At 47.0% G+C, this 23,794-nt stretch carries 22 protein-coding genes and 3 pseudogenes; 13 read left to right on the top strand and 12 right to left on the bottom strand.

The window, feature by feature from the left end; all coding sequences use genetic code 11:
• Window positions 1–101 precede the first annotated feature (101 nt).
• The gene (locus tag BVJ53_RS07790; RefSeq protein WP_129301927.1) at window positions 102–560 is read left to right on the top strand and encodes a MarR family winged helix-turn-helix transcriptional regulator; all 459 of its coding nucleotides are present in this window, start codon (window positions 102–104) and stop codon (window positions 558–560) included.
• Between the two features lie 86 nt (window positions 561–646).
• Here the strand turns inward: BVJ53_RS07790 and BVJ53_RS07785 are convergent, their stop codons facing one another.
• The 5 genes and pseudogenes from BVJ53_RS07785 to BVJ53_RS07765 form a co-directional block, all read right to left on the bottom strand.
• Complete coding sequence (locus BVJ53_RS07785) at window positions 647–1,318, bottom strand: HAD hydrolase-like protein (RefSeq protein WP_129301926.1); 672 nt, start codon at window positions 1,316–1,318, stop codon at window positions 647–649.
• An 81-nt stretch (window positions 1,319–1,399) separates the two neighbouring features.
• Window positions 1,400–2,554, bottom strand: coding sequence for a cation:proton antiporter (locus BVJ53_RS07780; protein WP_129301925.1), 1,155 nt, complete (start codon window positions 2,552–2,554; stop codon window positions 1,400–1,402).
• A gap of 24 nt (window positions 2,555–2,578) precedes the next feature.
• A complete protein-coding gene (locus BVJ53_RS07775) occupies window positions 2,579–3,103 on the bottom strand; it encodes a GNAT family N-acetyltransferase (protein ID WP_129301924.1) in 525 nt (174 codons plus the stop codon).
• Window positions 3,104–3,259: 156 nt separating this feature from the next.
• Entirely contained in the window at window positions 3,260–3,607 is a 348-nt protein-coding gene (locus tag BVJ53_RS07770) for a hypothetical protein (RefSeq protein WP_129301923.1), read from the bottom strand.
• Between the two features lie 52 nt (window positions 3,608–3,659).
• Window positions 3,660–4,583 (bottom strand): annotated as a pseudogene (locus tag BVJ53_RS07765) (proline iminopeptidase-family hydrolase).
• Between the two features lie 166 nt (window positions 4,584–4,749).
• Between BVJ53_RS07765 and BVJ53_RS07760 the strand changes: the two are divergent.
• Together BVJ53_RS07760 and ndk are read left to right on the top strand one after the other, a co-directional pair.
• Window positions 4,750–7,098 (top strand): cation-translocating P-type ATPase, encoded by a 2,349-nt coding sequence (locus BVJ53_RS07760; protein ID WP_129301922.1) that lies wholly within the window; start codon window positions 4,750–4,752, stop codon window positions 7,096–7,098.
• Between the two features lie 88 nt (window positions 7,099–7,186).
• Complete coding sequence (ndk, locus tag BVJ53_RS07755) at window positions 7,187–7,630, top strand: nucleoside-diphosphate kinase (RefSeq protein WP_129301921.1); 444 nt, start codon at window positions 7,187–7,189, stop codon at window positions 7,628–7,630.
• A 104-nt stretch (window positions 7,631–7,734) separates the two neighbouring features.
• Here the strand turns inward: ndk and BVJ53_RS07750 are convergent, their stop codons facing one another.
• Window positions 7,735–8,085 (bottom strand): hypothetical protein, encoded by a 351-nt coding sequence (locus BVJ53_RS07750; RefSeq protein WP_167470183.1) that lies wholly within the window; start codon window positions 8,083–8,085, stop codon window positions 7,735–7,737.
• A gap of 135 nt (window positions 8,086–8,220) precedes the next feature.
• Here BVJ53_RS07750 and pepF point away from each other — a divergent pair, with 135 nt between their 5' ends.
• A complete protein-coding gene (gene pepF, locus BVJ53_RS07745; protein WP_129301920.1) occupies window positions 8,221–10,035 on the top strand; it encodes an oligoendopeptidase F in 1,815 nt (604 codons plus the stop codon).
• 65 nt (window positions 10,036–10,100) lie between these two features.
• Here the strand turns inward: pepF and BVJ53_RS07740 are convergent.
• A pseudogene (locus tag BVJ53_RS07740) lies at window positions 10,101–11,683 on the bottom strand (ATP-binding cassette domain-containing protein).
• A 115-nt stretch (window positions 11,684–11,798) separates the two neighbouring features.
• Between BVJ53_RS07740 and BVJ53_RS07735 the strand changes: the two are divergent.
• On the top strand, window positions 11,799–12,773 hold the full coding sequence (locus BVJ53_RS07735) for a helix-turn-helix domain-containing protein (RefSeq protein ID WP_129301919.1): 975 nt from the start codon (window positions 11,799–11,801) through the stop codon (window positions 12,771–12,773).
• 33 nt (window positions 12,774–12,806) lie between these two features.
• Here BVJ53_RS07735 and BVJ53_RS07730 read toward each other — a convergent pair whose 3' ends face one another.
• Window positions 12,807–13,316 carry a flavodoxin domain-containing protein gene (locus BVJ53_RS07730; protein ID WP_129301918.1) on the bottom strand — a complete coding sequence of 170 codons (510 nt, stop codon included), beginning with the start codon at window positions 13,314–13,316 and terminating at the stop codon, window positions 12,807–12,809.
• Between the two features lie 264 nt (window positions 13,317–13,580).
• Between BVJ53_RS07730 and BVJ53_RS07725 the strand changes: the two genes are divergently transcribed.
• The gene (locus BVJ53_RS07725) at window positions 13,581–14,078 is read left to right on the top strand and encodes a peroxiredoxin (RefSeq protein ID WP_129301917.1); all 498 of its coding nucleotides are present in this window, start codon (window positions 13,581–13,583) and stop codon (window positions 14,076–14,078) included.
• A gap of 51 nt (window positions 14,079–14,129) precedes the next feature.
• On the opposite strand, the gene BVJ53_RS07720 is transcribed toward BVJ53_RS07725, so the two are convergent.
• Window positions 14,130–15,116 carry an AEC family transporter gene (locus tag BVJ53_RS07720; protein ID WP_129301916.1) on the bottom strand — a complete coding sequence of 329 codons (987 nt, stop codon included), beginning with the start codon at window positions 15,114–15,116 and terminating at the stop codon, window positions 14,130–14,132.
• A 4-nt stretch (window positions 15,117–15,120) separates the two neighbouring features.
• Window positions 15,121–16,797 (bottom strand): malolactic enzyme, encoded by a 1,677-nt coding sequence (locus tag BVJ53_RS07715; protein ID WP_263932613.1) that lies wholly within the window; start codon window positions 16,795–16,797, stop codon window positions 15,121–15,123.
• A gap of 244 nt (window positions 16,798–17,041) precedes the next feature.
• Here BVJ53_RS07715 and BVJ53_RS07710 point away from each other — a divergent pair, with 244 nt between their 5' ends.
• Window positions 17,042–17,926, top strand: a complete 885-nt coding sequence (locus tag BVJ53_RS07710) for a LysR family transcriptional regulator (protein WP_129301914.1) — start codon at window positions 17,042–17,044, stop codon at window positions 17,924–17,926.
• Window positions 17,927–17,962: 36 nt separating this feature from the next.
• On the opposite strand, the gene BVJ53_RS07705 is transcribed toward BVJ53_RS07710, so the two are convergent.
• A complete protein-coding gene (locus tag BVJ53_RS07705; protein WP_129301913.1) occupies window positions 17,963–18,898 on the bottom strand; it encodes a magnesium transporter CorA family protein in 936 nt (311 codons plus the stop codon).
• 124 nt (window positions 18,899–19,022) lie between these two features.
• Between BVJ53_RS07705 and BVJ53_RS07700 the strand changes: the two genes are divergently transcribed.
• The 6 genes and pseudogenes from BVJ53_RS07700 to BVJ53_RS07675 all read left to right on the top strand — a co-directional run.
• Window positions 19,023–19,379: a DUF488 domain-containing protein gene (locus BVJ53_RS07700; RefSeq protein ID WP_191983437.1), complete on the top strand. Its 357-nt coding sequence runs from the start codon at window positions 19,023–19,025 to the stop codon at window positions 19,377–19,379.
• A gap of 7 nt (window positions 19,380–19,386) precedes the next feature.
• Complete coding sequence (locus BVJ53_RS07695; protein ID WP_129301911.1) at window positions 19,387–19,944, top strand: 5-formyltetrahydrofolate cyclo-ligase; 558 nt, start codon at window positions 19,387–19,389, stop codon at window positions 19,942–19,944.
• A 170-nt stretch (window positions 19,945–20,114) separates the two neighbouring features.
• On the top strand, window positions 20,115–21,080 hold the full coding sequence (locus BVJ53_RS07690) for a hypothetical protein (RefSeq protein WP_129301910.1): 966 nt from the start codon (window positions 20,115–20,117) through the stop codon (window positions 21,078–21,080).
• A gap of 242 nt (window positions 21,081–21,322) precedes the next feature.
• Window positions 21,323–21,940, top strand: a complete 618-nt coding sequence (locus tag BVJ53_RS07685; protein ID WP_129301909.1) for a flavin reductase family protein — start codon at window positions 21,323–21,325, stop codon at window positions 21,938–21,940.
• Between the two features lie 21 nt (window positions 21,941–21,961).
• Window positions 21,962–22,909: an AEC family transporter gene (locus BVJ53_RS07680; RefSeq protein WP_129301908.1), complete on the top strand. Its 948-nt coding sequence runs from the start codon at window positions 21,962–21,964 to the stop codon at window positions 22,907–22,909.
• Between the two features lie 34 nt (window positions 22,910–22,943).
• Window positions 22,944–23,246 (top strand): annotated as a pseudogene (locus tag BVJ53_RS07675) (hypothetical protein); the annotation flags it as partial.
• Between the two features lie 170 nt (window positions 23,247–23,416).
• Here the strand turns inward: BVJ53_RS07675 and BVJ53_RS07670 are convergent.
• A partial coding sequence (locus BVJ53_RS07670; protein ID WP_137295984.1) for an RNA-guided endonuclease InsQ/TnpB family protein occupies window positions 23,417–23,794 on the bottom strand: 378 nt, incomplete at its 5' end.

The following is a 23,794-nucleotide window of genomic DNA, read 5'->3' as shown; positions in this document are numbered from 1 at the left end:
GTTCAAGCCCTTTACATAACTAAAAAGTGTACCGCAACTTTTAAGAATTTCAAGTTACATATAGCCTATGTTTTGTTAAGATAATGTCTGGAGGAAGAAAAATGACTGATAAACCCTTACTAGAGGCATATGTGGATGCCTATTTTTCAACATTTAAAAATATCAACGAACTGATCTCAGAACCCATGGCCCAATACCATTTGAGTTTCGAGCAATATCGGATTTTGTCAGACATTGCCAATGATCCCACCATCAGCCTAACCGCCATTGTCGCTAAGCGCGGCGTGACCAAACCGGCTGTTGCACGGCAACTACGCGTGTTGCGCAACTTGGATTACGTGACGCAATCCAAGTTCGAAGCTGATCGGCGACGCAATACGCTACAGCTGACACCACTTGGACAACAGGTCGAAGCCGCGATTACCAAAGAAGCCAGTGAGCGCTTCAACGAATGGGTGTCCACTTTAGGGGAACGGAAAGCCAAGCAATTTGTGAAGCTTCTAAATGAGATCGGCACAAAAGTCATCCAGCCGCAGCAAGCTGCAAGAAAAAAGCAATAGACTGCAGCATCTGGATATAAAAACGACGTCAAAGCCGGGAGATTCAGGCTCTGGCGTTTTTTTGTTGCTTGCGAATACCAATGCGCTCAGGACTTGGCATTTAACTTGGCAACCTTCGCTAAGCCTTCCGGAATTGCTTCCGGCTTGTCGGCCAAGACTTTGGCGCCGGCATCTTGCAACTCCTTGGCCGAACCGAAGCCATAAGTGACGCCCAACAGCTGAACGTGATTATCCAAACCACCGGTCATGTCGTTTGCCCGATCACCAATCATGACGCTGGTAGCCGGATCTGTCTGCGTCGCCTTCAGCGCATAAGCCAAAACATCTGTCTTCGTCACTCGCGTCTGCTCATCATCGCTGGCACCGTAAGCACCGGCAAAATATTGATCCAATGAAAAATATTTAACCAAACGATGCAACATGGTCTCAGGCTTTGCCGAGGCAATATAAAGCTGGTCACCTTGGTGCTTCAAAGCGGTCATAGTATCTAAAAACTTAGGATAGAGTTTCACCTGATACAGACCCTCTTCCTCGTAGTAATGATGGAAAGCGTCAATTGCTCGTTTAACCTCGACATCATCCAATTCCGGCCAGACTTTCGGCAACATGTCCACTAGTGCCGGGCCGATAAACTGCACATAAGCCGAATTATCCAAAGGCCGCAAGCCACGATCCTGAACCATGTATTTTAATCCCGCAACAATGCCTTCTTCTGAATTTGCTACGGTACCATCAAAATCAAAAAATAAAGTTGCCATTGAGATCCTCCTTATTTTAACCGCCCATAAACGCCTCAAACCGTCACGATCACTTATGTCGTGGTGAGCTTACGACTTACATTATACAAGTTCCTGTTCCCGATGGAGGGCGTCCTTTAGAATTACCGGGGCAATTAAGGTTGTGAGGACGATAACCACAATGACTGCCGAATAATACTCGGCATCCATCAACTTAGCCTCAAAACCGATTTGGGCCACGATCAAGGCCATCTCGCCGCGGGACACCATGCCGGCGCCGACGACGTTACTTTGCAACCAGGTCGCACCGGCCAGGCGATCGCCGAGGCCGCAACCGACCCACTTGGTCACCAAAGCCAACAAGGTCAAAATGGCGATAAACCCGATGTCGCGGCCAAACGTATCAAAGCGCATGTTCAAGCCGACACTGACAAAGAAAACCGGAATGAACACCGCATAGCCAATCGCACTCAGACTGCCGTCAACTTCCTGGCGATAATGGGTCTGCCCAACTGCGACCCCGGCAAAAAAGGCACCGATAACTGCTGACATGCCGACAAGATCCGCTACATAGGCCATCCCCAGGCAAATCAGCAACGACATAATGGTGACAGCCGAAGCCGGAAACAGCTTTTCCGCCAGCCCCATCAAATATGGTGCCGCCCAGCGGACTACTAGATAAATCCCAACGAAATAAAGCAACTGTTCAACAATTTGCAGCCAGAACGGCACGCTGGCTGTCTTTTGTTCCCCTAAAACCGCAACCGTGAAACTCAAAATCAAAACGGTCAAAATATCGTCGACCACCGCGGCACCCAAAATGGTCGCTCCGTTGCGGCCGTCCAGTGCATGCAGCTCTTTTAAAACCTCTACGGAAATCGAGACAGATGTTGCCGCAAAGGTGATGCCGAGAAAAAGGCTGCTGGTCAAATTGAATCCCCAGACGTGGGCAAAGCCGAACACGACGACCACAGGCACGATCACCCCGATTACCGCTACCAGCATGCCGGGTTTGAAGTATTTTTTCAGTAAATCCAAATCACTTTCGAGCCCTGCTAAAAACATCAAAATAATCACGCCAATTTCTGCAAATAATGAAACCGTATGGCTAGGCGTCAACCAGCCCAATAATGCCGGTCCAATTAAAATTCCTGCTAACAACTCACCAATCACGGCAGGCATTTTCAGCAAGCGGCTGATATGCGCAAGTATCAATGTTGTTACCAAGATGAGTGCTAAGTTGCCAATATCCTGCATATTTTTCCTCCATTTCGAAAATCGTCACCCCGTTGTCAGCTGCACCTCGTAGGCATTTCGTTCTGGCACCGGCTCATCCATGTACACAATCCCCCGAAAGACGAAACCCATCCCCGTAATTGCATGTTGCATAATCACATTTTGTGCATGGGTATCGACCCGTAAATCTGTAAAACCGCGGCGATAAGCTTCACTCATGATGTTGCTGAAGAAAATCCGGCTCAGATGTTTGCCGCGGATGCTGCCATCAAGCGCAAACCGATGGACGGCCAGGTACGGCACATCGGCCAGCCAGCCTTCCCCATCGATCCGGAGATAATGCGGATCCGGGCCCACGACCAACGCCGCAAGTCCGGCCACTTTCCCGTCAACCACAAGCACCCGACCGATCCCGGTGGCAATGTCCCGCTCAATGGCTGCCTGATCCGGATAAGTACCTTGCCATTGAGGAATGCCCTGATCGCCTAAAAACTTGCGAGCAGAGGCAATCACTCGCATCATATCAGGAATATCGTTTGTCGTTGCCGCGCGCATGAAAATGGTTGCCATCAGCTTCATCTCCAAAAAATAATTGTATTGCCCTATTTTCCCGCATCTGGTCGTGAGTTTCAATCTGTGCGTTAAAAGTTAAGGTCTCGGCTCAAATTTAGTGACAAAAAGGCCCTCGCAAAATGAACTGCGAGGGTTATTCCGATTCTACCCAGCCTAATGCCGGTGATGCATGTGATGTTTCTTGTTCAAAGGCACCTCTTCATACTCCGGTGCAAAGACGTCATGGGCGCCGCGATGTTCTGGCGCCAACCGCCAGTTGTGACGACCGTGATGATGCTTGTGCATTTGCAACTTAAGGCTTAACTGCTTAGTTCGCTCTTTTTCGATGCGCAGCTTCTGATGGCCGTGAATGATCATAATACCGCCACCGAGTGCCAACGCAATTGGAATTAAATGCACGACGGCCATCGGGATCATTAATTCCGGTTGTTCCTCAATCGCCTTATCAAACGCGTGAACTGGTTCAAATAGATCATCTTTTAATTCATCAATGCTAGCCATGAAAGCACCTCCATTACCTGAGCAATTTTAAATTACCAACCTTATTATAACGTTAATTGTCGCTTAAAGGGGGTTTTGCATCGGTTTGCGCGAGCCACTGGCCTAAATGGCTGAAATAATCGGTAGGATTGTCCAGCATCTGCCCATGCCCGGCGTTTGGGGTAACATGCAATGTGGCATTCGGCATCGTTTTGGCCATCCGTTCAGCAGCGGTCAACGGCATGGTTTCATGGCCGCCAAACGTTAAATAAGTCGGCACCGTGATTCGATGAATATCGGCCCGGCGATCCCAATTTTTAAGTGCCCCGACCATCACAAATTCATTGTCGCCTTGAAAATAGTGATATACCGGCGTTGCCAGTGTTGAAATTAAGTGTCGTGGCTGGGGATCGGCTGCGTGGTGCAGGTAATGCTCACCTAATTCCCTCACCAACGCCTGGTATTTAGCATCGTCAAAAGTGTGGCGAGCCTCGACTTGTTGCATGTACGCAACATCTTCAGGTGAAAACATCTTTTCGCGAATCTGGTTGATGTTCACCAGATATTCATCCAGATTATCAATCATCGAGCTTAGAATTAGCCCTTTAAGGTGTTCGCCATATTTCAACGCATACTCGATTGCCAGCACCCCGCCCCAAGATTAGCCAAGTAGGTAAAAATGATCAATTCCCAACTGCTGCCGAACATTTTCCACCTCATCGACATAATAATCGATGTTGAGGAACCGCTTTTGATTGGTCGGGTCCGCAAAGTCGGGTTGATCGGAAAAGAAGGAACCCAGTTGGTCGTAACGGGTGACGCGGATCCCATAAGGCGCTAGTTTTGGGGCAAAGTTTTCAAACACTTCGTTGGTGCCGCCGGGTCCACCGTGCAGCGTCATCAGGTGAATATGGCCTTGACCTTGCGTCTGGGTCCATAAATGATAACCATTCGGCAATGTCACAAAACGGGTTCCGTTCGGGTTTAGTTTTACCATGCAATCGCTTCTTTCCTGTCATTTAGCCCTTATTATGACGGTTACCGCGGGGTCAGACAATAGCGTGCAGGCAGCATAACTTCAAAGATTCGTAAAAATAAGTGCCATATTCGGCATCTCGTTGTATAGATTGGTAAAATAAATAAAAAGTATTGGAGGGCATGCGATGGCAGCACACAAGATTTCACCAGATCAAGGTTTGTCGACAAAGCAGGTTCAGGAACGGTTTGAGAACGGGCAACACAATCTGCCGCTGAAACCGTTGACCCGTTCTATTGGCCAAATTATCCAAGTCAACACGTTCACTTTATTTAACTTGGTCAACGTTGTCCTTGGTGCGCTGATTATCACCACCGGCAGTTATAAAAACCTGTTATTCCTTGGCGTTGCCATCATCAACACTGCCATCGGTACCATTCAGGAAATTCAGGCGAAGCGGCAAATCGATAAAATGTCGATTCTCGCCGCCGCCCATGCCACCGTGATTCGTGATGGACACCAGCAAAAAATCGATCTTGAACAACTGGTCATGGACGATATGGTGATTCTCAAACGCGGTGATCAGATCCCAGTCGACGGTACCGTTGTTGCCACCAACGGCCTTGAGAGTGATGAAAGCCCACTGACCGGTGAATCGCGGCCAATCACCAAAAAGGTAGGTGACCCATTGCTTTCTGGTGCTTTTGTGGTTTCCGGACAAGCGACTATGCAAGTTACCGCTGTCGGTAAAGATACCTTTGCCGCTAAACTTTCATTGGAAGCAAAGGCAGAAAAAACGCGCCAAAGTCAATTGTTGGCGACGATTAACCGCATCATTCGGGTTTTGACCTATGTGCTCATTCCGATCGGTGTCATTCTTTTTTCCGTTTCCATGATTCGCCGTGGCAACTATAATCGGGCCATTTTAACCACCAGTGCGGCCATGATCGGGATGATCCCAGAAGGTCTGGTGTTACTGACCAACGTGGCGCTGGCTGTTTCTGCCCGCAACTTGGCTGTCAAACGCGTGCTCGTTCGGGCCTTACCCGCCATCGAAGCCTTGGCGCGTGTCGATACGATTTGCCTCGATAAAACCGGCACCATCACCAGTGGCAAACTTAAAGTCGCCAACACATTGCCAGCAACTGGCCACACAGCCGAAGAGGTTACGAGTGCTGCTGCAGCCATCGTTTATGCACTCAATGATGATAACGAAACCGCCTTAGCCATCAAAGCCGCAACCGACGCTGACGCTAACCAACAAATCACGCAAACCATGCCGTTTTCATCTGCGCGTAAATGGTCAGGTGCCGTGGTTGACGGACGCGCCTTGTTTATGGGTGCCCCGCAATTTACTTTTGGTGAACAGCTGCCTGCCGACATTGCGACCCAAATCAAACAAGCCGCTTCAAACGGCTATCGCGTGCTGGCGGTGGGAACCGCCAAAACGCTCGCCCAGCCGCTTGTGAACCCGGAACTGCTTGGCCTTATTTTGATCACCGATGAATTACGCCCGACTGCCATTAACACCTTTGATTTCTTCAAGAGTCAAGGCGTGGCATTAAAGGTGATATCCGGTGATGACCCGATCACGGTTGCCAATATTGCGAAACAAGCACGCCTTGAAGGAGCGGATCGCAGTGTCGACATGAGTAAGGTCGCTGCCGATGCTACTGATGCTGATTTTCAGGCTTTGGTCAAGCAGTACAACGTTTTTGGCCGCGTCACCCCAGATCAAAAGAAACAGCTCATTATGGCTTATCAGGCGCTAGGTCATACCGTTGCGATGACTGGCGATGGGGTCAACGATGTGCTGGCTTTGCGCCAAAGTGACTGCAGCATTGCCATGGCCTCTGGGGCCGATGCTGCCAGTTCAATTGCGGATTTCGTTTTACTGGATTCTAATTTTGATGCTATGACCGGTGTGCTCAACGAAGGACGCCGCGTCATCAATAACATTGAAAGTGTCGCTTCAATGTACCTAGTCAAAACTATTTACTCAGTTATTTTAGCAACCATTTTCGTCTTTCTGCCACTTGATTATCCCATCGTACCGATTAACATCACACCGGTGTCAGCCATTGGCGTTGCCATCCCATCCTTCTTCCTGACACTGGAGCCTAATTTCGAACGTGTTACTGGGCAGTTCATGCAGAAAGTCATGACCGTCGCCGCTCCGGCCGCCATCAGCGTGGTCATCTATACCTTACTGCTGACTTGGCTGGAGTCTTTCCTAAATCTCAGTTTCGACACCACTTCAACAATGGTCGCCATGTTGATCGGCACGATTTCCCTTAATGTGTTGCTGGTCGTCGCCCGCCCCTTCAACCGGCTCAAGGTCGGATTACTGGCTAGCCTTAGTGTCGCCTTGTTCCTGGTATTCTTTGTTTTCAATCATGTCTTTTCACTCGCAAATCTATGGCATTGGCAATTGGCATTAATCTATCTACCACTGATGGCCTCCACTGTACCGTTTTATCTTTTCATCCAGGAATTCCTTGGCCGACGGGTGTTATCGAAAATCAATTGGCACTAAACAAAAATTCCAGCCGCCATTTGGTGTGACTCGTGTATACTGAATTTGGATGAACTTTCTGAAAACATTTAGGAATCGAGGCATACGCATGGCAGAGGAACAATCTTTAGTCTTAGTCAAACCCGATGGCGTCGCTAACGGCCACATCGGTGAGGTGATTACCCGCATTGAGCGGCGCGGCTTTACCATTGAAGCCTTAAAGGTCACCCAGGCAACAACTGCTCAATTGCACCAGCATTACGCCGCGCTTGTCGGCAAACCCTTCTTTCCAAAAATCGAACGCTTTATGACCAGCGGCCCGCTTGTGGCGATGATTGTCAGCGGCTTTAATGTGATTGAAGCTATTCGAAAAATGACTGGCGCGACCAATCCAGGAGAAGCAGCACCAGGTACCATCCGCGGCGATTTTGGCCGGGAATGGGCCGACCAGACCATCCGCAACGTCATTCATAGCTCAGATAGCGAGGAAAGCGCACGACGGGAGATTCCGATTTGGTTTGCGGACAAGCAATACGCACCTAAGTCATCATGACTACAACAGGCGACTATATACTGATAGCCGCGAAAAAACGCTGTACGAACTTTGTCACAATCGCACAGCGTTTTTTTATGTCATCCTGTTGACGGGAAGTACACTTAGTAATACGTGCGCCGATTGCCAAAGTTCAGCTTGGCAATAATCGTATTCGGCTCCGTCTGATCCGGTGACTGGATCCACAAGCCGCGCGAAGCCAGTTCTTTAAACAAATAATTCGCGGCAGCAATTTCTTCAGCGGCAGGATCATCAATCGTTGCCCCAGCTTGATGCGCTTGGGCAATAGCGTTGTCAACGGACAGGACCACCGTGTCAGCAAAGGTCGTTTCCAAAGTCGCATACAATTGTCCCAGTTTATCGTCGAGATAGGTTTCTAAAGCTTTGAAAAATTCCGCATGATCGGCTTTTCGATCAAAGTAGCGCGCCACTAACTGATTGTTGTCGATACCCATTCATAACACATCCTTTTTATATAATTCTACCATGAGCAGTTTGCCGAAAGAAATAATCGGTTCAACAAGCTACTAACCCGTACCTTAAGCGCGAACAATGCTATACTTTAGCCACCATGTGAAGGAGGTTTTTATATGAGCGAAACTGAGTTACCTAAACGCCAGGCAGTTGATCCGAAGCTGACTTGGGATCTAACCCCGATCTTTCATGACGACTTTGCTTACGCTGAAGCGATCAAACAGGTCCGCGCCTTAACCAAGGATTTTGTCCGCATGTATCAGGGAAAATTGACAGAGCCGGCCATTATTGTCGATGCATTGGCCGACTACGGTACGATTGTAGCCCTTGATAGCAAAATTGCCCACTGGGGGTTCATGCCGTATTCAACCGATACCACCGATCCGAAATTGCGGGAACGACAGGCACAGGTCACCGCATTGGGTGGCGAAATCGGCGGGCAACTGAGCTTCTTCCAAGCCGAACTCACTCAGTTGTCTGAAACCGTACTTGACGCCGTTGTCGAGAAGGCACCCGATTACGCCGGCTTCATTCGCCAAATCAAAGTGGCCAAGAAAGGCGCCTTGCCACCTGTTGCTGAAAAGGTATTGGCAGAATTGTCCCCGGTTTTTCAGGCCCCCAGCAACATTCGCGATCAAACGATCTTTGGCGACATGGACTTTGGCACGTTTACGGCCCATGGCAAAACTTATCCCCTTTCGTTCGTGATGTACGAAGAAAATTACCAGAAACATCCTGACACCGAAATCCGCCGTGCCGCGTATGCCCAATTCAACAAGACCTTGCGTCGCTATGAAAACACCATGGCTACCGGCTACCTAGCACAAGTCACGCGTGAAAAAATTACAGCAACCATGCGCGGTTACGATTCCGTCATTGATTACCTTCTCGCTGACCAAGAAATCAACCGAGAAATGTTCAACCGCCAAATTGATGTCATCATGCGCGATTTAGCTCCGATTATGCGCAAATATGTGATCCACGTTAAAACGCTTTGGAGACTGGATCACATCGGCTATACCGACCTGCAAATCGACATTGACCCAAGCTATGCTCCGAAAATCACCTTGGATCAGGCTCAGGACATGATCAAAAATGCCACGGCCTTGATGGGCAAGGATTATCAGGACCAGATGATCCAAGCGTTCACGGATCGCTGGATTGATTTTCCTGCCAATCAAGGTAAAGATTCCGGTGCGTACACAGCCGGGCCTTACGGTGTTCATCCCTACGTTGAAATGACCTGGAGCAATACCTTGCCCGCCGTGTACACCCTAATTCATGAATTGGGACATACAGCGCAGATGGTTCGTTCAGAAAAAGCCCATAACGTGCTTGATTCGGAATTCAATGATTACTTAGTCGAAAGCCCTTCAACGTTTAACGAGCTGCTGTTAACCCACTACCTTGAAGAAACCGCTAAAGATCCGCGCATGAAACGATTTGCCTTGTCACGTCTTTTAAATGACACCTATTTCCACAACTTTGTCACACACTTGCTAGAAGCCGCCTTTCAACGCGAGGTTTACACGTTAATCGATAAAGGCGAGAGCTTCGATGCTGCACGCCTTGATGCGATTACGCGTAAGGTTTTGACGGACTTCTGGGGACCGGCTGTCGAACTTGAGGAAGGTGCCGACTTGACGTGGATGCGGCAAAGCCATTATTACATGGGGCTGTACTCCTATTCCTACTCTGCCGGCTTGACCGTAGCCACTCAAGCGTTTCAAGCCATTGAGCAACAAGGCAAGCCCGCCGTGGATCGCTGGCTGCGTTATCTAGGTCTCGGCGATTCACTCGACCCTGTTGCCGCGGCGCGTGTTGCTGGTGTTGATGTCACAACGGATGTCGCGTTGAAACATGCGATTAGTTTCTTGGGTGATACGGTGGATGAGGTTATCGCGTTAAGTAAGGAAATCGATCAAGGGTAGCATGAGTTTACGCAAAAACCGATGTCAACAAGGCATCGGTTTTTTGATGGTAACAGATAATCTGCCTATGCATCCTCATCAAACCGAATCACCTGATCGTATTTTTGCTGCCACGATTTGCTGATATGATGGGCGACTTCGATTAACGTTGCTGATCCCTGCAGCAAGCGCGCATGCAGTTGATCGCTTAACGTTTTGTCTAGCGCAGATGTCACTTCATCAGCTAGCAAAATGGGGCGTTTTCGCAATAATGCCCGGGCAATTTCAAGGCGCTGGATTTGGCCACCTGACAGATTGTGTCCGCCATCGCCAACCTGATAGTCCCACCCTTTTTGAGCGATTAGGGCTGTGAGCCCGGCATCGGCTACGGCTTTGTTCAAGTCTGCCTGCGAAAAGTGGCCGCCTAACGTCAGGTTAAAACGGACCGTGTCATCAAACATAAATGGTGTCTGCTTGATCAAACCGAACAAGCGGCTTAATTGCCCACGGGTTGCTTCCGTGATTTGCATATCACCGAGCCAATACTGCCCGGCAGACAAAGGTAACTCGCCAGCCAGGAGTCTCAACAGTGTCGATTTACCATAACCGGACGGTGCCATGATTAAAACTTTTTGTCCTGGTGCAATCGTCAGGTTACGGGCATCAAGAATTTTCTGGTTACCGATCACCACCGAGGCATCTTTTAAGCGAATCGTCCCGTTTGATGCCTCATTGTCGGACAAAGCTTGCATTTTAGGCACCGCTTGCTGGATTTTGGCGACTGATGGTTTTGTCGTTTGCCACTTGTTTAATGACTCAATCATCATAATCAAGGGATTGCGCATATCATTGGAGAGCTGAACGATCCCCATAAATAAAGCCAAAGTTGAGGCGTCTACCATCACGCGGTAAATGCCAACGCCAAATGGCAGAAGAACTCCAAACCAAAGAGCCAGCAACATCCCTAAAACATTCATGTTCCCCGTCAGGATCGTTAATCTTTTCAACCGGTCTTCCAAGCCGCGAGCAAGCCCGCCGATTCTTGATTTAACAACTGCTTGTGCCTGATAAATTCTGATCGTATCTCTGCCTGCTAAGTAATTCTTAATGCCGGTTGTCCAACGGCTATTGGCATCCGACCAATCTGCTGACGCCTTATGCAATGGTCCCTGAACGACATGCGCTACCGTCAGCGGTACCAAATTGCCCACGAAAAATGCCAAAGCGGTCAACCAATCAAATGCAAAAGCGCCAATCATCGCGCCCACAAAAACAATGATCTGGTTAATGATGGTCAGTTCGCTTGTGATCCCGTTTGTTTCAATCATTTTTAAATCGTTCGTCATAAAAGATAGCGCAGATGTTTGGGTGCTGGCTAAATCGGCCTCATCTACCAGATAATTCGCCATTGCCGCCTTAATTTTCAAGTTGACTTGTCGGGTGATCACCGCCTGTAAGTACATCACCAACCAAGCAGCTAACGACGCACCAAAAAAATCACCAAACTCGGGACAACCGCCTGCCAGAATTGCGCCATGGATCGTGCCGATGCAGTCTGAATGAGCATTGTCAAACAAAATGCCACCCCGACATTCATCAAACTATAAAATAAAGCAGCACCGGTATAGATCACTAATTGCCATTTATGGCCATATTTCCAAGTTAACATCTTAACCACTCCCATTTGCTTCAACTAACCCAATCTGATCAGATGGCTTGTTGTTTAATATACGTAGGTATATGCTGAGAGACATGATAAATGTCATATATGAAAGGCGATCATCATGGAAATCGGCTCGCTTCTGCGCCAAATCCGCACGAATAAAGCTTTGACACTTGCTGATGTGGCTGATGAGGCTATTAGCAGTTCTTATCTGTCAAAAGTTGAACGCGGGCAAAACGACATCACGGTTACTAAATTGATTCATTTGCTTCGCCGGTTGGAAACCACCCCGGAGGAATTTTTATATCTTGTCGCTAACGGCTTGCGCCTTGGTTATGGCGATCGTGATCGACTTCTGGAAACGTATTTTGGTAAAACCACGGCGATGTCAATTGATCCCAAAAAGATCCCTCAAATCATTCAAGCTTTACAACTTGAGGAAGAAAAGGCCCAAATCGTTTTTGAAAAAGCACCCTCGCTAAAACATAAATTAGCCGTTAACGGACGGGCGATTTTAGCAGCTTTATTCCAATCACTGTTTGTTGAGGATCGCCACGAGTTACCGGTACGTCCCGATCTGACCCATGTTGCGGAACAATATCTACAACGATTAGATAATTGGGGTGAGTTAGATCTGTATTTTTACATACTCTTTAGCATTGCCATGCCGGCCGCCACGCAACGCCGATTATCAACCATTGCCATCAAGCGCAGCCATTACTATCGTCACTTCACAAACACACCGTTGCTTTTGCTCAATTTGCTGGAAAATCAGGTCATGTTGGAAATGACGAGGCAAGATAACCAAGCTGCAGCGCATTATTTAGCTCAATTAGAAAAAGCGCTCGACAAACAGCCAAGCGCTGAGTTCGCTTTGTGGGCTCGCTTTCACAAAGCAGAATTATATGTCAGAAACGGTCATCACAAGCAGGCCGCAACCTTGCTTGAACAAAATATCCAAATGGCCACCACGTTAAAATTACGCGATCTGGCTGACATGTTTTCATATGCCTGTCCGATTATTCTGACCGAGCCACCAACATCGGTGTATAAGTACTTTCACATTATGATTGGCACCCTTGAGGAAACTGCTTAAGCCGTCAGCCCGCTCACTCGTATTTAACACAAATTAAGTCTGAACTGCATCGTGCGTAAAAGGAGCGTTCAATAAACTGGTCACTTCGGCAACTAGTGGCCCAATCGCCTCTTGAACGGCAGGATATGACTTGCTTCCCCCGTGCTTTAATGCTCGGATCGCTCGCAGTCGCCGGAAAAAGTTCATTTGGCTGAGTTTGGGATAACCCTGCACATAGTAAAAATTGGTTAATGGACAATCACGCATGAGCTGATATTGTTTAATTTGCTGGCAATTCACAGTGTCACGGCGAACCACGCCGCTGCCAAACACAATAACGATATCAGGCAGCACGGGTTTGAATTGGCGGAAAAATGATTTCAAGCCAAGCACCTTATTCCCAACAAGGTGCCCGCCGTAAATAATCAAGGTGCGGTTTTCCAAGTCCGAAGCTGTTAAAAACTGCACATCAATCACTTCGCAATGTAAGGTTTGCGCAATACTCAACGCAAACCGCTGGGTAAAACCGGTTTCGGAAGTATAAACGACTAATGTTTGCTGCATTTGGCTGCACCCCCTATTGACTGTGAATCTAGCACGCGATGTGTCACAAACCGTTTGATGACTTTTTATGGTCTGCCCAAGACAGGTGCTATAACATCTTTCTTAATTTAACCTTACATAAATATTTATATTCACGTCAATGTATATGCTGGTAAATTTATAACAATTAAGTTGCATACGTGTCAGACAGCGGACAATCATGATACACTAACTGTGTTGTCTTTAATCTCACCTGTCTCGACCACTTAAAGGAGTGTTTTTTCAATGGAAATAACCAGACACGGCACCGTCATCACGACCAACGGCACCCCAACAGCATTAGGCCATCAACTGCCAACTTTTACCGTCACCGATGCAAAAGGTCAGCCAATCAAGACTGACGACCTTACCCACCGGCTAACCCTAATCAGTGTTGTTCCCGACATCAACACACGGGTCTGCAGCATCTCAACTAAACATTTTAACCAGGATATGGATGAGTTTGACAATGTTGATTTTTATACGATTTCGACCAACACCCCGCAAGAACAACAATCTTGGTGCGCAACGGAAAATGTAACGAAAATGCAGCTACTTTCCGACCAGAATGCTGATTTCGGCAAGGCCATGGGACTGTTCGTTGCCGACAACCACACTGATGCCCGCAGCGTTTGGATCGTTGACGGCACCGGAATGGTTAAATATCGGGAACTGATCACGGAACAAACAAATGAGCCTGATTACGTCAGCGCATTGGCTTACTTAGAGGCGCATCAAGATTAATTTTGGGCGAAAAAAAAGGGCCACGAATGGCTCTTTTTTCATGATTAAATATTAGGCCAGTCCCTGAACCAGCATCATCAAAATCGGAACGACCACTACGAATAACACAGTCGAGGTCGTGACAACATTGGTGGCGTACTTCACGTCGGCGTGGGCTTCCGTTGCCAAAATCGGCAGTACAGCAAGACCCGGTGCGCCCGCCTGAATAATCAGTGTTTGCGCTTCGAGACTTGGCACATTGAAACCTGCCTTCATGCCCAGTAAAATCAAACCCGTAATTAACGCCGGCGCGATGACGAACCGGCCAATCAAGGCCACGATGGTATCACGGTCAAACCGAATCGCTTTTAGTCCAGCATCAGCCAAAATAATCCCAATATAAATTAGCGACAGAGGGGTAACTAGGCTGCCAACGTAATTCAACGTATTAACTGCAAAACTTAACCAGCCAACGTGAATAAATGGTATCTTCAGGAGAAGGAAAACCAAGGCAACCAAGAAACCAACCAGTGGTGCCGGCAATAGCTTCTTCCAGTTAAAACCAGCGCCACTTTTTTCTGTCTTTTCCTGCGTCGGATCATCCCATGCCATGATGAAGGCCCCGAGTGTCCATGTTGAGACCGTGTTCACCACGTAATACATCAGGAAATACGGCACCGCTTTCTGACCGAACAAGGCAAGGTTCAACGGTAACCCGATAAAAATGGTATTGGCATTCACAAACATATTGATAAACGTCCCACGCCGTCCCGGGCGTACTTTAAGAAGCCAAACTAGTAAAAAGGCAATCAGATAGCCTAGAATGACAGCGCCGAAACCGTAAACCAACCCTGACGACAAGCTTACCAGTTTATCAAAGGTCAATCGTTGTAGCACAGAGATAAAGATTGACGCAGGCAAAGCAATTTTCATCAACAAATCAGAAATAGTTTTCCCGAACTGATCATCAAACCGCCCTTGTCGCCGCAAAACATAACCCAAGGCGATTAGTAAAACGAGGGTCAGCACACTTTGAATTGATGTACTTAATGCAGCCACTTTTTTATTCCCCCAAGTCTAATTCGATTGAACTCGGCAGAGGCCGATATTCTGGTTTCCATGTCATATCAGCAACAGCCTGCTTAGCATCGCTGATTGGTTGTTGATTCAAGCCATGCTTGATAGCATCTTCTGCAACTGCAACTGCGACTGTTTGGCTAAATTGATCCAATTTAGAGACCGGTGGTAATACCGCTGCCCCTGGCTGATCAGGATCAACAATGCCACCCAAACTATGTGCCGCTGCAGAAATCATCGAATCGGTTAGTAACTTCGCGGTGGAAGCAATTGTGCCCAACCCTAAACCTGGATAAACCAAAGCGTTATTTGCCTGACCAATTGCATAACTAACGCCTTTATAAGAAACATTCGCAGCTGGAACGCCGGTAGCAATCAATCCGCGCCCATCGGTCCATTTAATTAGATCTTCTGCTTTGGCTTCTGCCAGCTTGGTTGGATTCGATAGTGGAAAAATAATTGGTCGATCAGTGTGAGCCGCCATTTCTTTTACAATGTTTTCGGTAAACGTGCCAGGAACTGTTGAAGTTCCGACCATGACTGTTGGATGTACCGCTTTAACAACCTCTTCAAGTGTCGTAAGCTTATCCGCGTTGGCAAATTCGCTACGGGAACGCGCAAATGGCTTTTGCTCTGGTGTCAGGTCGGTCATATCGTCAAACAACAAACCCTGTTTATCGACCAAATAAAAATGCTTCTTTGCTTCTTCAGGACTCAGCCCTTCTTCAATAAACGCTTCATACACGCGTGCTGTAATCCCTGCACCCGCTGTCCCAGCACCAAAGCTCAAATAAACTTGATCGGTGAGCTTCTGTTTAGAAATGTTCATAGCGCCTAACAGTCCGGCCAGCACAATGATACCGGTTCCTTGAATATCGTCATTGAATGTCGTGATTTTGTTTTTGTATTGATTCAGGATATCAGCAGCATTACTACGTCCAAAATCTTCAAAATGCAAATATAGATTTGGAAATAACTTTTCGGCCGTTGCGACAAATTTATCAACGAACTGATGATACTTTTGCCCATAAACTCGCTTGTGTCGATTTCCAAGATAAAGTTCGTCATTTAGTAAGGCTTCATTATTTGTCCCAACATCCAAAACAACTGGCAAAACCTGACTCGGATCAATGCCAGCCGCAGCAGTATAGACCATCAACTTACCTACTGATATATCAACACCTTGGGTTCCCCAGTCACCGATACCAAGAATACCCTCAGCATCGCTCACTACCAATAGGCGAATGTCGCGCCCATCAGCACTGTGCTTTAACGCACTTTCAATATGATCAGGATCGTCGATGGAAAGATAAGTGGCATTTTGGGGATTCACAAACAACGCACTGTAATTTTCGATTGTCTCAGCAATGGTAGGGTCATAGACAATCGGCATAAATTCATTGATGTGCTCAGAGAACAGCTTATAGAACAGAACGTGGTTTTCGTTAAACAACGTCATTAAGAACTGTCGTTTAGCTAAATCAGTTGGCTTTGTTTGAAACTGATCATAAGCCTGTCTGACTTGCTGGTCCAAAGTTTGCACTGCCGGTGGTAACAGACCGTTCAATCCGTACCGATTCCGCTCTTCTTGAGTGAAAGCAGTTCCCTTGTTTAAAAATGGATTATTCAAAATTTGCTCTGGTGTATATTTCATTTTTAACACTCCTCTTTTCACATGTCGACACACTACGCCTCATCTAAACTTATAGTCAAACTTTATAACAGTGATAAAATATCTTTATATGCTGACAAAATATTTTTTTCGTCACATAAACGCGCTAGACCGTGCATAAAATTGGGTGTAAGGAACTCTGTTAGATCGGTTAAACCCTCGACCCTTCAAATACAAGTTTGCTTAAACGCCGATTGAAGCCTGCACATGCTTGCGCTTCTTAGGAGGTTCTTACTTGAATACTCGTGATTTTGAATATTTTCTTGGACTAACTGCAACACGGAACTTCTCGCAAACTGCTGAAGACTTTGCCGTCAGCCAGCCGACTATTACTGCGGCTATCAAAAGGCTGGAAGACTATTTTCAAGCGCAATTAGTCATTCGTGATCGTCGTCATCACGATGTCAGCGTGACGCCAGCAGGTGAACAATTGGCCAGTCATGCCACGATTCTCTTGCATCAGTTATCCCTAGCAAAACAGGACATTGCTTGGGACCAAAAAAGTAAGATCCGTCTTGGACTGCCACCGATTATCGGTAGTTACCTATTTCCAAAAATTGCTACAGCACTAAGCGCGGCTGGATTGATGCCCCAGCTAGAAACATTTGAGGGCGGCTCAGCTGCACTTCTCAATCAAATCAAAGATGGTCACCTTGACTTTGCGTTGTTAGGAGGAAGTGGTCCATTAGTCGAGCCTGACTTTCATATCATTCCAATCGATACGGCACCGTTTGTCATCATCACCGCCGAAAATGACCCATTAGTGCAACAAACGCATGTCTCGCTGGCGTCACTGAAAAATCGGCAGTTCATCACTTTAAGCGATGACTTTGTTCATGCGCGTGCATTTTCATGGTTTCAACAGCAACACAGCTTCAGGCCAAATATCATTTACCGGACCACCGATGTTCAGTTGTTAAAACGTCTTGTCGCGCAGAATATCGGTATTGGCTTCTTAACTAAGCTTGCCATATATGCCGAAGATCATCTCGGTACGCTAAAAATTGACGATCCCAACCAACCTGATTTCACCATCTCCTTTGTTTATCGTCAAGATCGCGTCTTGACTTCCAATATGACCCGATTTATGCAAATTCTAAGTGCTGTGAAATTGGATTAGCACCCGACTTCGCAAAGTCTCTGCTTTTTCACTTGACTAAAAATAATCTTTTCGCCACAACCACCATGCAGTGAGACCACATAGAACAGCTGTGCTTCCGATTAGCCACCAGAAAATCCAGTACGCTTTAGCAAACGGTAACCGTACGTTCATGCCATAAATGCCCCCAACGATTGTCGGAATCGTTAGAATAATGGTCAGACTCGTCAAAACCTTCATGATAAGGTTTAAGTTATTGGAAACAATCGAGCTCACCGTTGTTGAATATTGGTCCAGCAGCTTATTGGTAACGCGCACCATTGTTTGGGCTTCAATAACTTCAACTTCCACATCATGTAGTCGGCGAAGATAACCACCGGTATTGAAATAGCGTTCATCTTCCCGTATTGTTTTCACCAAATATCCTGAATGATCGAGTGCCGCATCAAAGAAGACTAGGCTTTTTTGCATCGCCATAAGTTGATAAAGTTGCGTATTTTTCGTAGCTTTACCTAAACTGCCTTCAACTTGTTTTGTTTCATCATTCAGCTTACCCATATCGACCACAAATTGGTGCAAAACTCGCCATAGCACCTCTAATGCGAACTCTTCCGGTTTAGGTGAAAGCGCGTGCTGGGCTAAGTCATTGAATGCCTCCAACGGGTAATCCGTAATGGTCATCACTTTATCAGCTAATAAGATCATTGTTAAAGGCACTGTATTGAACTGTCGAAATCCCATCTCACTTGTCATTTCAATCGGATAGCGCAACACGATCAGCTTCGGCATTTTATCAGCGGAGTTGAGTCCTTCCACCCGAGCATTTTCGTGTTGATCAAGCGCCGCGTCCACATAAGTTTGCGGCAAGCCATACTTGGTCGCTAGCGTTTGCAGTTCTTGAGACGATGGTGACTGCACACGAATCCAGTTAGCCCGATCATCTGTTGCCACCTGCACATTGCGTTGCTTTTGAAATTGATAGAACGTAATCATATCAACACCTCTTTAAATCAGTATATCGTATCGATAACAAAACATTCATCTCTTTCAACTCGTCTAGCGTATCGCACTTAGGCATCCACCTCTTGCCAAAACTGGTATGATAATCGTAGAGGTGATGATTTTGAAAGTAACACTCGAACGTATCTATCAAAAACCCCAGGCAAGCGGTTTTCGCGTCCTCGTTGATCGTATTTGGCCGCGTGGCATCAGTAAAGTCAATGCCGCCTTAGACTTGTGGGCCAAAACTATAGCACCATCTGCTGAACTGCGTAAGTGGTTTGGCCACGATCCGTCCAAATATGCCGAATTTAAAAAGCGTTACTCAGCAGAATTAGCCGCCAACCCAGATTTACCAGACTTCGTCAAAACGCTTAAGGCGCATGAGCAGGATCCGATCATCATGTTATACGGTGCCAAAGACGAAACTCATAACCAAGCCGTTGTTTTAAGCGAATTTCTAAAAAATAAGTGAGGTTTCCATGTCCACAAAAGCCGAATTCCGCACCCACCAGCTTAAACGCCTTCAGGCTGCTGCCGATGAAACTCAAGCTGCCAGCGAGTCGTTAATGGCTACCTTATTTAAAACGTCCTTCTGGCAACAGGCTAAAAGTATCGGTATCACGGTCAGCAGCCCTTTTGAAGTAGCTACGGCACCGATTATTGCCGCGGCACACGCTGCTAATAAAGCGGTTTTCTTACCGCGGGTTATGCCAAAACGTCAGATGGTTTTTCTACCAGATCCCGGTCATAAGCAACTCGTAAAGAGTGCATTTGGTATCCCTGAGCCTGCCTATCAAGCCAATTTGGTTGAACCGGCGCCAGATCTTTTGATTGTACCTGGGATCGGCTTTTCACTGGCAGATAAATACCGTATCGGTTTTGGTGGTGGCTACTATGATCGCTTCTTGGCAAAATATCCAGGCCACACACTAACCCTTGTCCCGCCAGTTATGGCCTTTCCTCAACCCGATTGGCCAGTCGAACGTTTCGATGTACCTATCGAAACGTTGATTCTAGCCAACGGCGACATTATATAAAGACATTTAAAGATATCGTCTTCGCACTGCTTATTTTGAACCGTCTGTCATTAAGCAGAAAAAAGGCGCCAATCAATTGCTTTTGGCAGCCTTTTTGGTTTTGCTTGTGTTTCAAACCTGCATACCCTAATATTGGATAATAGCTTTCACTATATTTCAGGAGGCAATTCATGCGACGTGAACGTATTCGAAGAAATCGGAGGAGGCTTTACCTCACATTAGCGGGTATTGGCGCGGTCATTGTTTTCATCGCCGTTTTCGTTTGGCTGGTATTGCGCGGTGCAAAGGTTCAAGGACCAGTAGCTTCGTCTTCCGTCATTAGCATTTCCAGTTCATCATCGACGGTCACCCGCTCATTTAAAAGCGGTACTTATACAGCTTCCGGGGACGTCGCTGACATCAACGGGGACCACCACGATCTGACGGTTTATGTGAAGTTAACATCATCCAAAACATATACCAGGTTAATCATTCTTGACGCGGGAAGTCAGCCGCGCATTATTAACGATACTGGCGATATTAAACAAAAAAAAGGCAAGTTAACGCTCAGTTCGACACAAGCCAATGTTTATACGTATGCCAATTCGAAAACTTATAAGCACAATCAACCGGCAACAACGGTTGAATATGCTGCAAGAGGGGCAACCGGCACGGTTCGTGATTACACAAAGGTCTTAAAAAAAGAGCTCAATAACACCATCACTTTAAAAGGCAAAACCCCTCACAACTATCGTTACCTAACTACCAACCTGCCTTTGCAACGATCTAAGAAGAAGCTTCTCAGCCTTGATGATTTCAAGGCAAAGCAGACTGCTTCAAGTGCTGAATCAAGTTCAGTAACAAGTGAGCCATCGATTTATGAGCAACCGCAATCCAGCAGCAAATCTCTTTCTTCGCAAGTTTCGGTAACACCAACGCCTTCTACTGCGCCAAGTGTGGAAAGTGAACACAGCCAGAGCAATCAAGCCGGGCAATCCGGTGGTACTACAGGTAATCATTCGAACGAAAGCCCTGATACATCAACCAACAACGGCGTTAATAATGGCCAGTCAACTCAGAACAAGGTACCAGATAACAGCAAAGCACCTTCTTCTACGCCGCCGTCTAGTGCTCCTTCGACTAATAGCAATTCCTAACAAAGGCACCTTTCCTTCAGCCGATCAATGAGCAGTGTTTGAGATAATTTTCTCTAACATTGCTTTTTTATTGAACTTTTAACCGTGAATCACCGAGTATACACACTATCAGAGCACTCAAATAGTTATTAACCGAAACAAAAGTTACATCGCTTTGACGACAACTCGCACCTGCGCTAAACTTGCAGTCATGACGTGGTTTTTGAGCGCAATTCCCCATTCACCAGCCACCGGAGGCTACTATGATTAACTTACCTGCCAACAAGCTATCCCCCCGCGAGCAATACAAACTGCTGTCTGGAAGCATCATTCCCCGCCCCATTGCGTGGATCACGACGCAGAGCACGACCGGTGTCATCAACCTGGCGCCATTTTCTTTTACAACCGGGATTTCCAATCAGTTGCCATTATTATCTGTGTCCATCTTGCGGGAAGGCCAGCAGCCAAAAGACACCGCGGCGAATCTGCTGGCGCGCCGTGAAGCGGTCGTGCACATGGTCAGCATTGATCTCGCCAAGGCGATGAACCAAACAGCCGCTAGTTTACCACCGGATCTAAGTGAATTGAACTTGATTGATCTGCCGCTGGTGGCCAGTACCGAAATTCAGGTGCCCGGTCTGCAAGCCACGCTTGTTCGTTTTGAAACTCAGCTTTATCAATATGTGCCGATTCGTGATCGCACCGGAGTGATCATCACCGATCTATTTATTCTGGAAATTCGACAATTCCACTTTGCCGATACGGTACTTGATTTACCAAGCTTACACGTTAACTCTGCCGCTTTGGAACCAGTGGCACGGCTTGCCGGCCCTACCTATGCCAAACTTGGTCAAACTTTTACCTTACGACGGCCAAAATAATTTATAAGGAAGTGTTGGTATTTGACCGCATTTATCTCAAGCGTCTTTGGTGTTTTAGAAATTCTCATTTTGATCATTCTCGGCTATTTTCTTACCGCGCGCGGCTGGTTTAATAACCATTCAAGCAAGGTCATTGCTAAGGTTGTCACCCAAGTCGCACTGCCGGCTTATATGATTGTCACCATTGCTTCAAAGTTCACGGCCGGCATGCTGCTGCGATTATTGCCGGATTTATTATTTCCGGTGTTATCTATGATGATTCTTTTCGCGCTGTCCTTTTTGGTGTGTTACCTGTTAAAAGTTCCAAAATCGCGAAAAGGCACTTTTAAATCGATGTTTTTCAACTCCAACACGGTTTTCATCGGGCTGCCTGTCAACTTAGCATTATTTGGTCTCCGCAGCTTGCCTTATGTGCTCGTTTATTACATGGCCAATACAACCATTTTTTGGACGATTGGTGTCTACCTGATTCAGGGGGATGGCCCGAAACCGGCCCGATTTAATTTAAAAAAAGCACTTGGGAAAGTTTTCTCGCCACCATTACTGGGTTTCATGTTAGGCATTGTCTTAGTGTTGCTGGACATCAAGCTCCCATCTTTTTTGATGTCAGATCTCACTTACATAGGCGCTTTGACGGTTCCCGGTTCCATGTTTTTCATTGGAATTGCCTTATACGAAGCCGGCTGGAGTAAACTGCGTCTCAGCAAAGAAGCATGGGGCATTTTCAGCGGCCGGTTTCTGTTTGCTCCGCTGCTCATGACGGCGCTCGTCGCCTTTGCTCCGGTACCGACCTTGATGAAGCAAATCTTCATCCTGCAATCTTGCATGCCAGTCATGACCAATGCACCGGTTGTCGCCAAACTTTACGATGCGGATGCTGATTACGCCGCGATCATGGTCACGGAAACCACCCTTTTGTCCATGATCGTCATCCCCATCGTCATGACCTGTATTCAATTCATTCATTAGGGGAGATGTGGATGTGAAAAAAATAGTTGGGCTCATGATATTGCTTCTACTAAGCGGTTGTTCTCAGACGACTGCGAATGACAAATCGTCACCGTCGCGTACAACCGCCAGCACACGGGCATCCGAACATATCAAGGCCGGGAAGAAAACCAAAAATGCCGCGCCAAAAGCAAGCCTTGCTACCTTGGTCGGTCACGCGTTCGTGCAACAAAATGATCCTACCAAAGCAATTCGCGTGACATCTTCAACCAGTGGCTATTACCTTGAAACACTATCCAATCAAGATGGCGATTTTGAAAGCACTGATCAAGGCATTTTTGCAGCTCAGCTGACGGTCAACCACCACTGACTAAAGTCAGTGGCTTGTGAGCAAACACCCTTCTTACGAGCGCTTGAATCACAATTTGCACAGATACACCACTGCAGGCAGTTCGTAGAACTGCTTTGTCTTACACGGCAATTACCAGTGCCTTTAGCGTCCCCAGGTTGCCATAGGGACGAGCCTAATCAGGCTAATTTAGCAAGCCCTTTGATCAGTACGTTCTGCGCGGCATTGTGATCGCGAACGTGATGGGTATGGCATTTAGGACACGTCCATTCTCGATCAGCAAGCCTAAGCTTATCAGTGCCTTCAGTCCCCATGACGAAGCTGCAACTATGGCAGGTTTGAGTGGTATTCCTAGGATTGACCGTTACAAACTGGCGACCATAAAGGTCAGCCTTGTAAGTTAGCATGCCTAAGAAGGTACACCAGCCTACGTCTGCGATACTCATTGCCAAAGCATGATTTTTTAGTAAGTTCTTACTTCGCAATTCCTCTGCAACCACTAAATCGTGGTTCTTGATGAGTGTGGTTGAGACGTTGTGCAAGAAGTTCTTACGCCG

It is taken from the genome of Lacticaseibacillus chiayiensis (genome assembly GCF_004123795.1).
Lineage (GTDB): Bacteria > Bacillota > Bacilli > Lactobacillales > Lactobacillaceae > Lacticaseibacillus > Lacticaseibacillus chiayiensis.
This window is presented reverse-complemented; position numbering and strand designations above follow the sequence as displayed.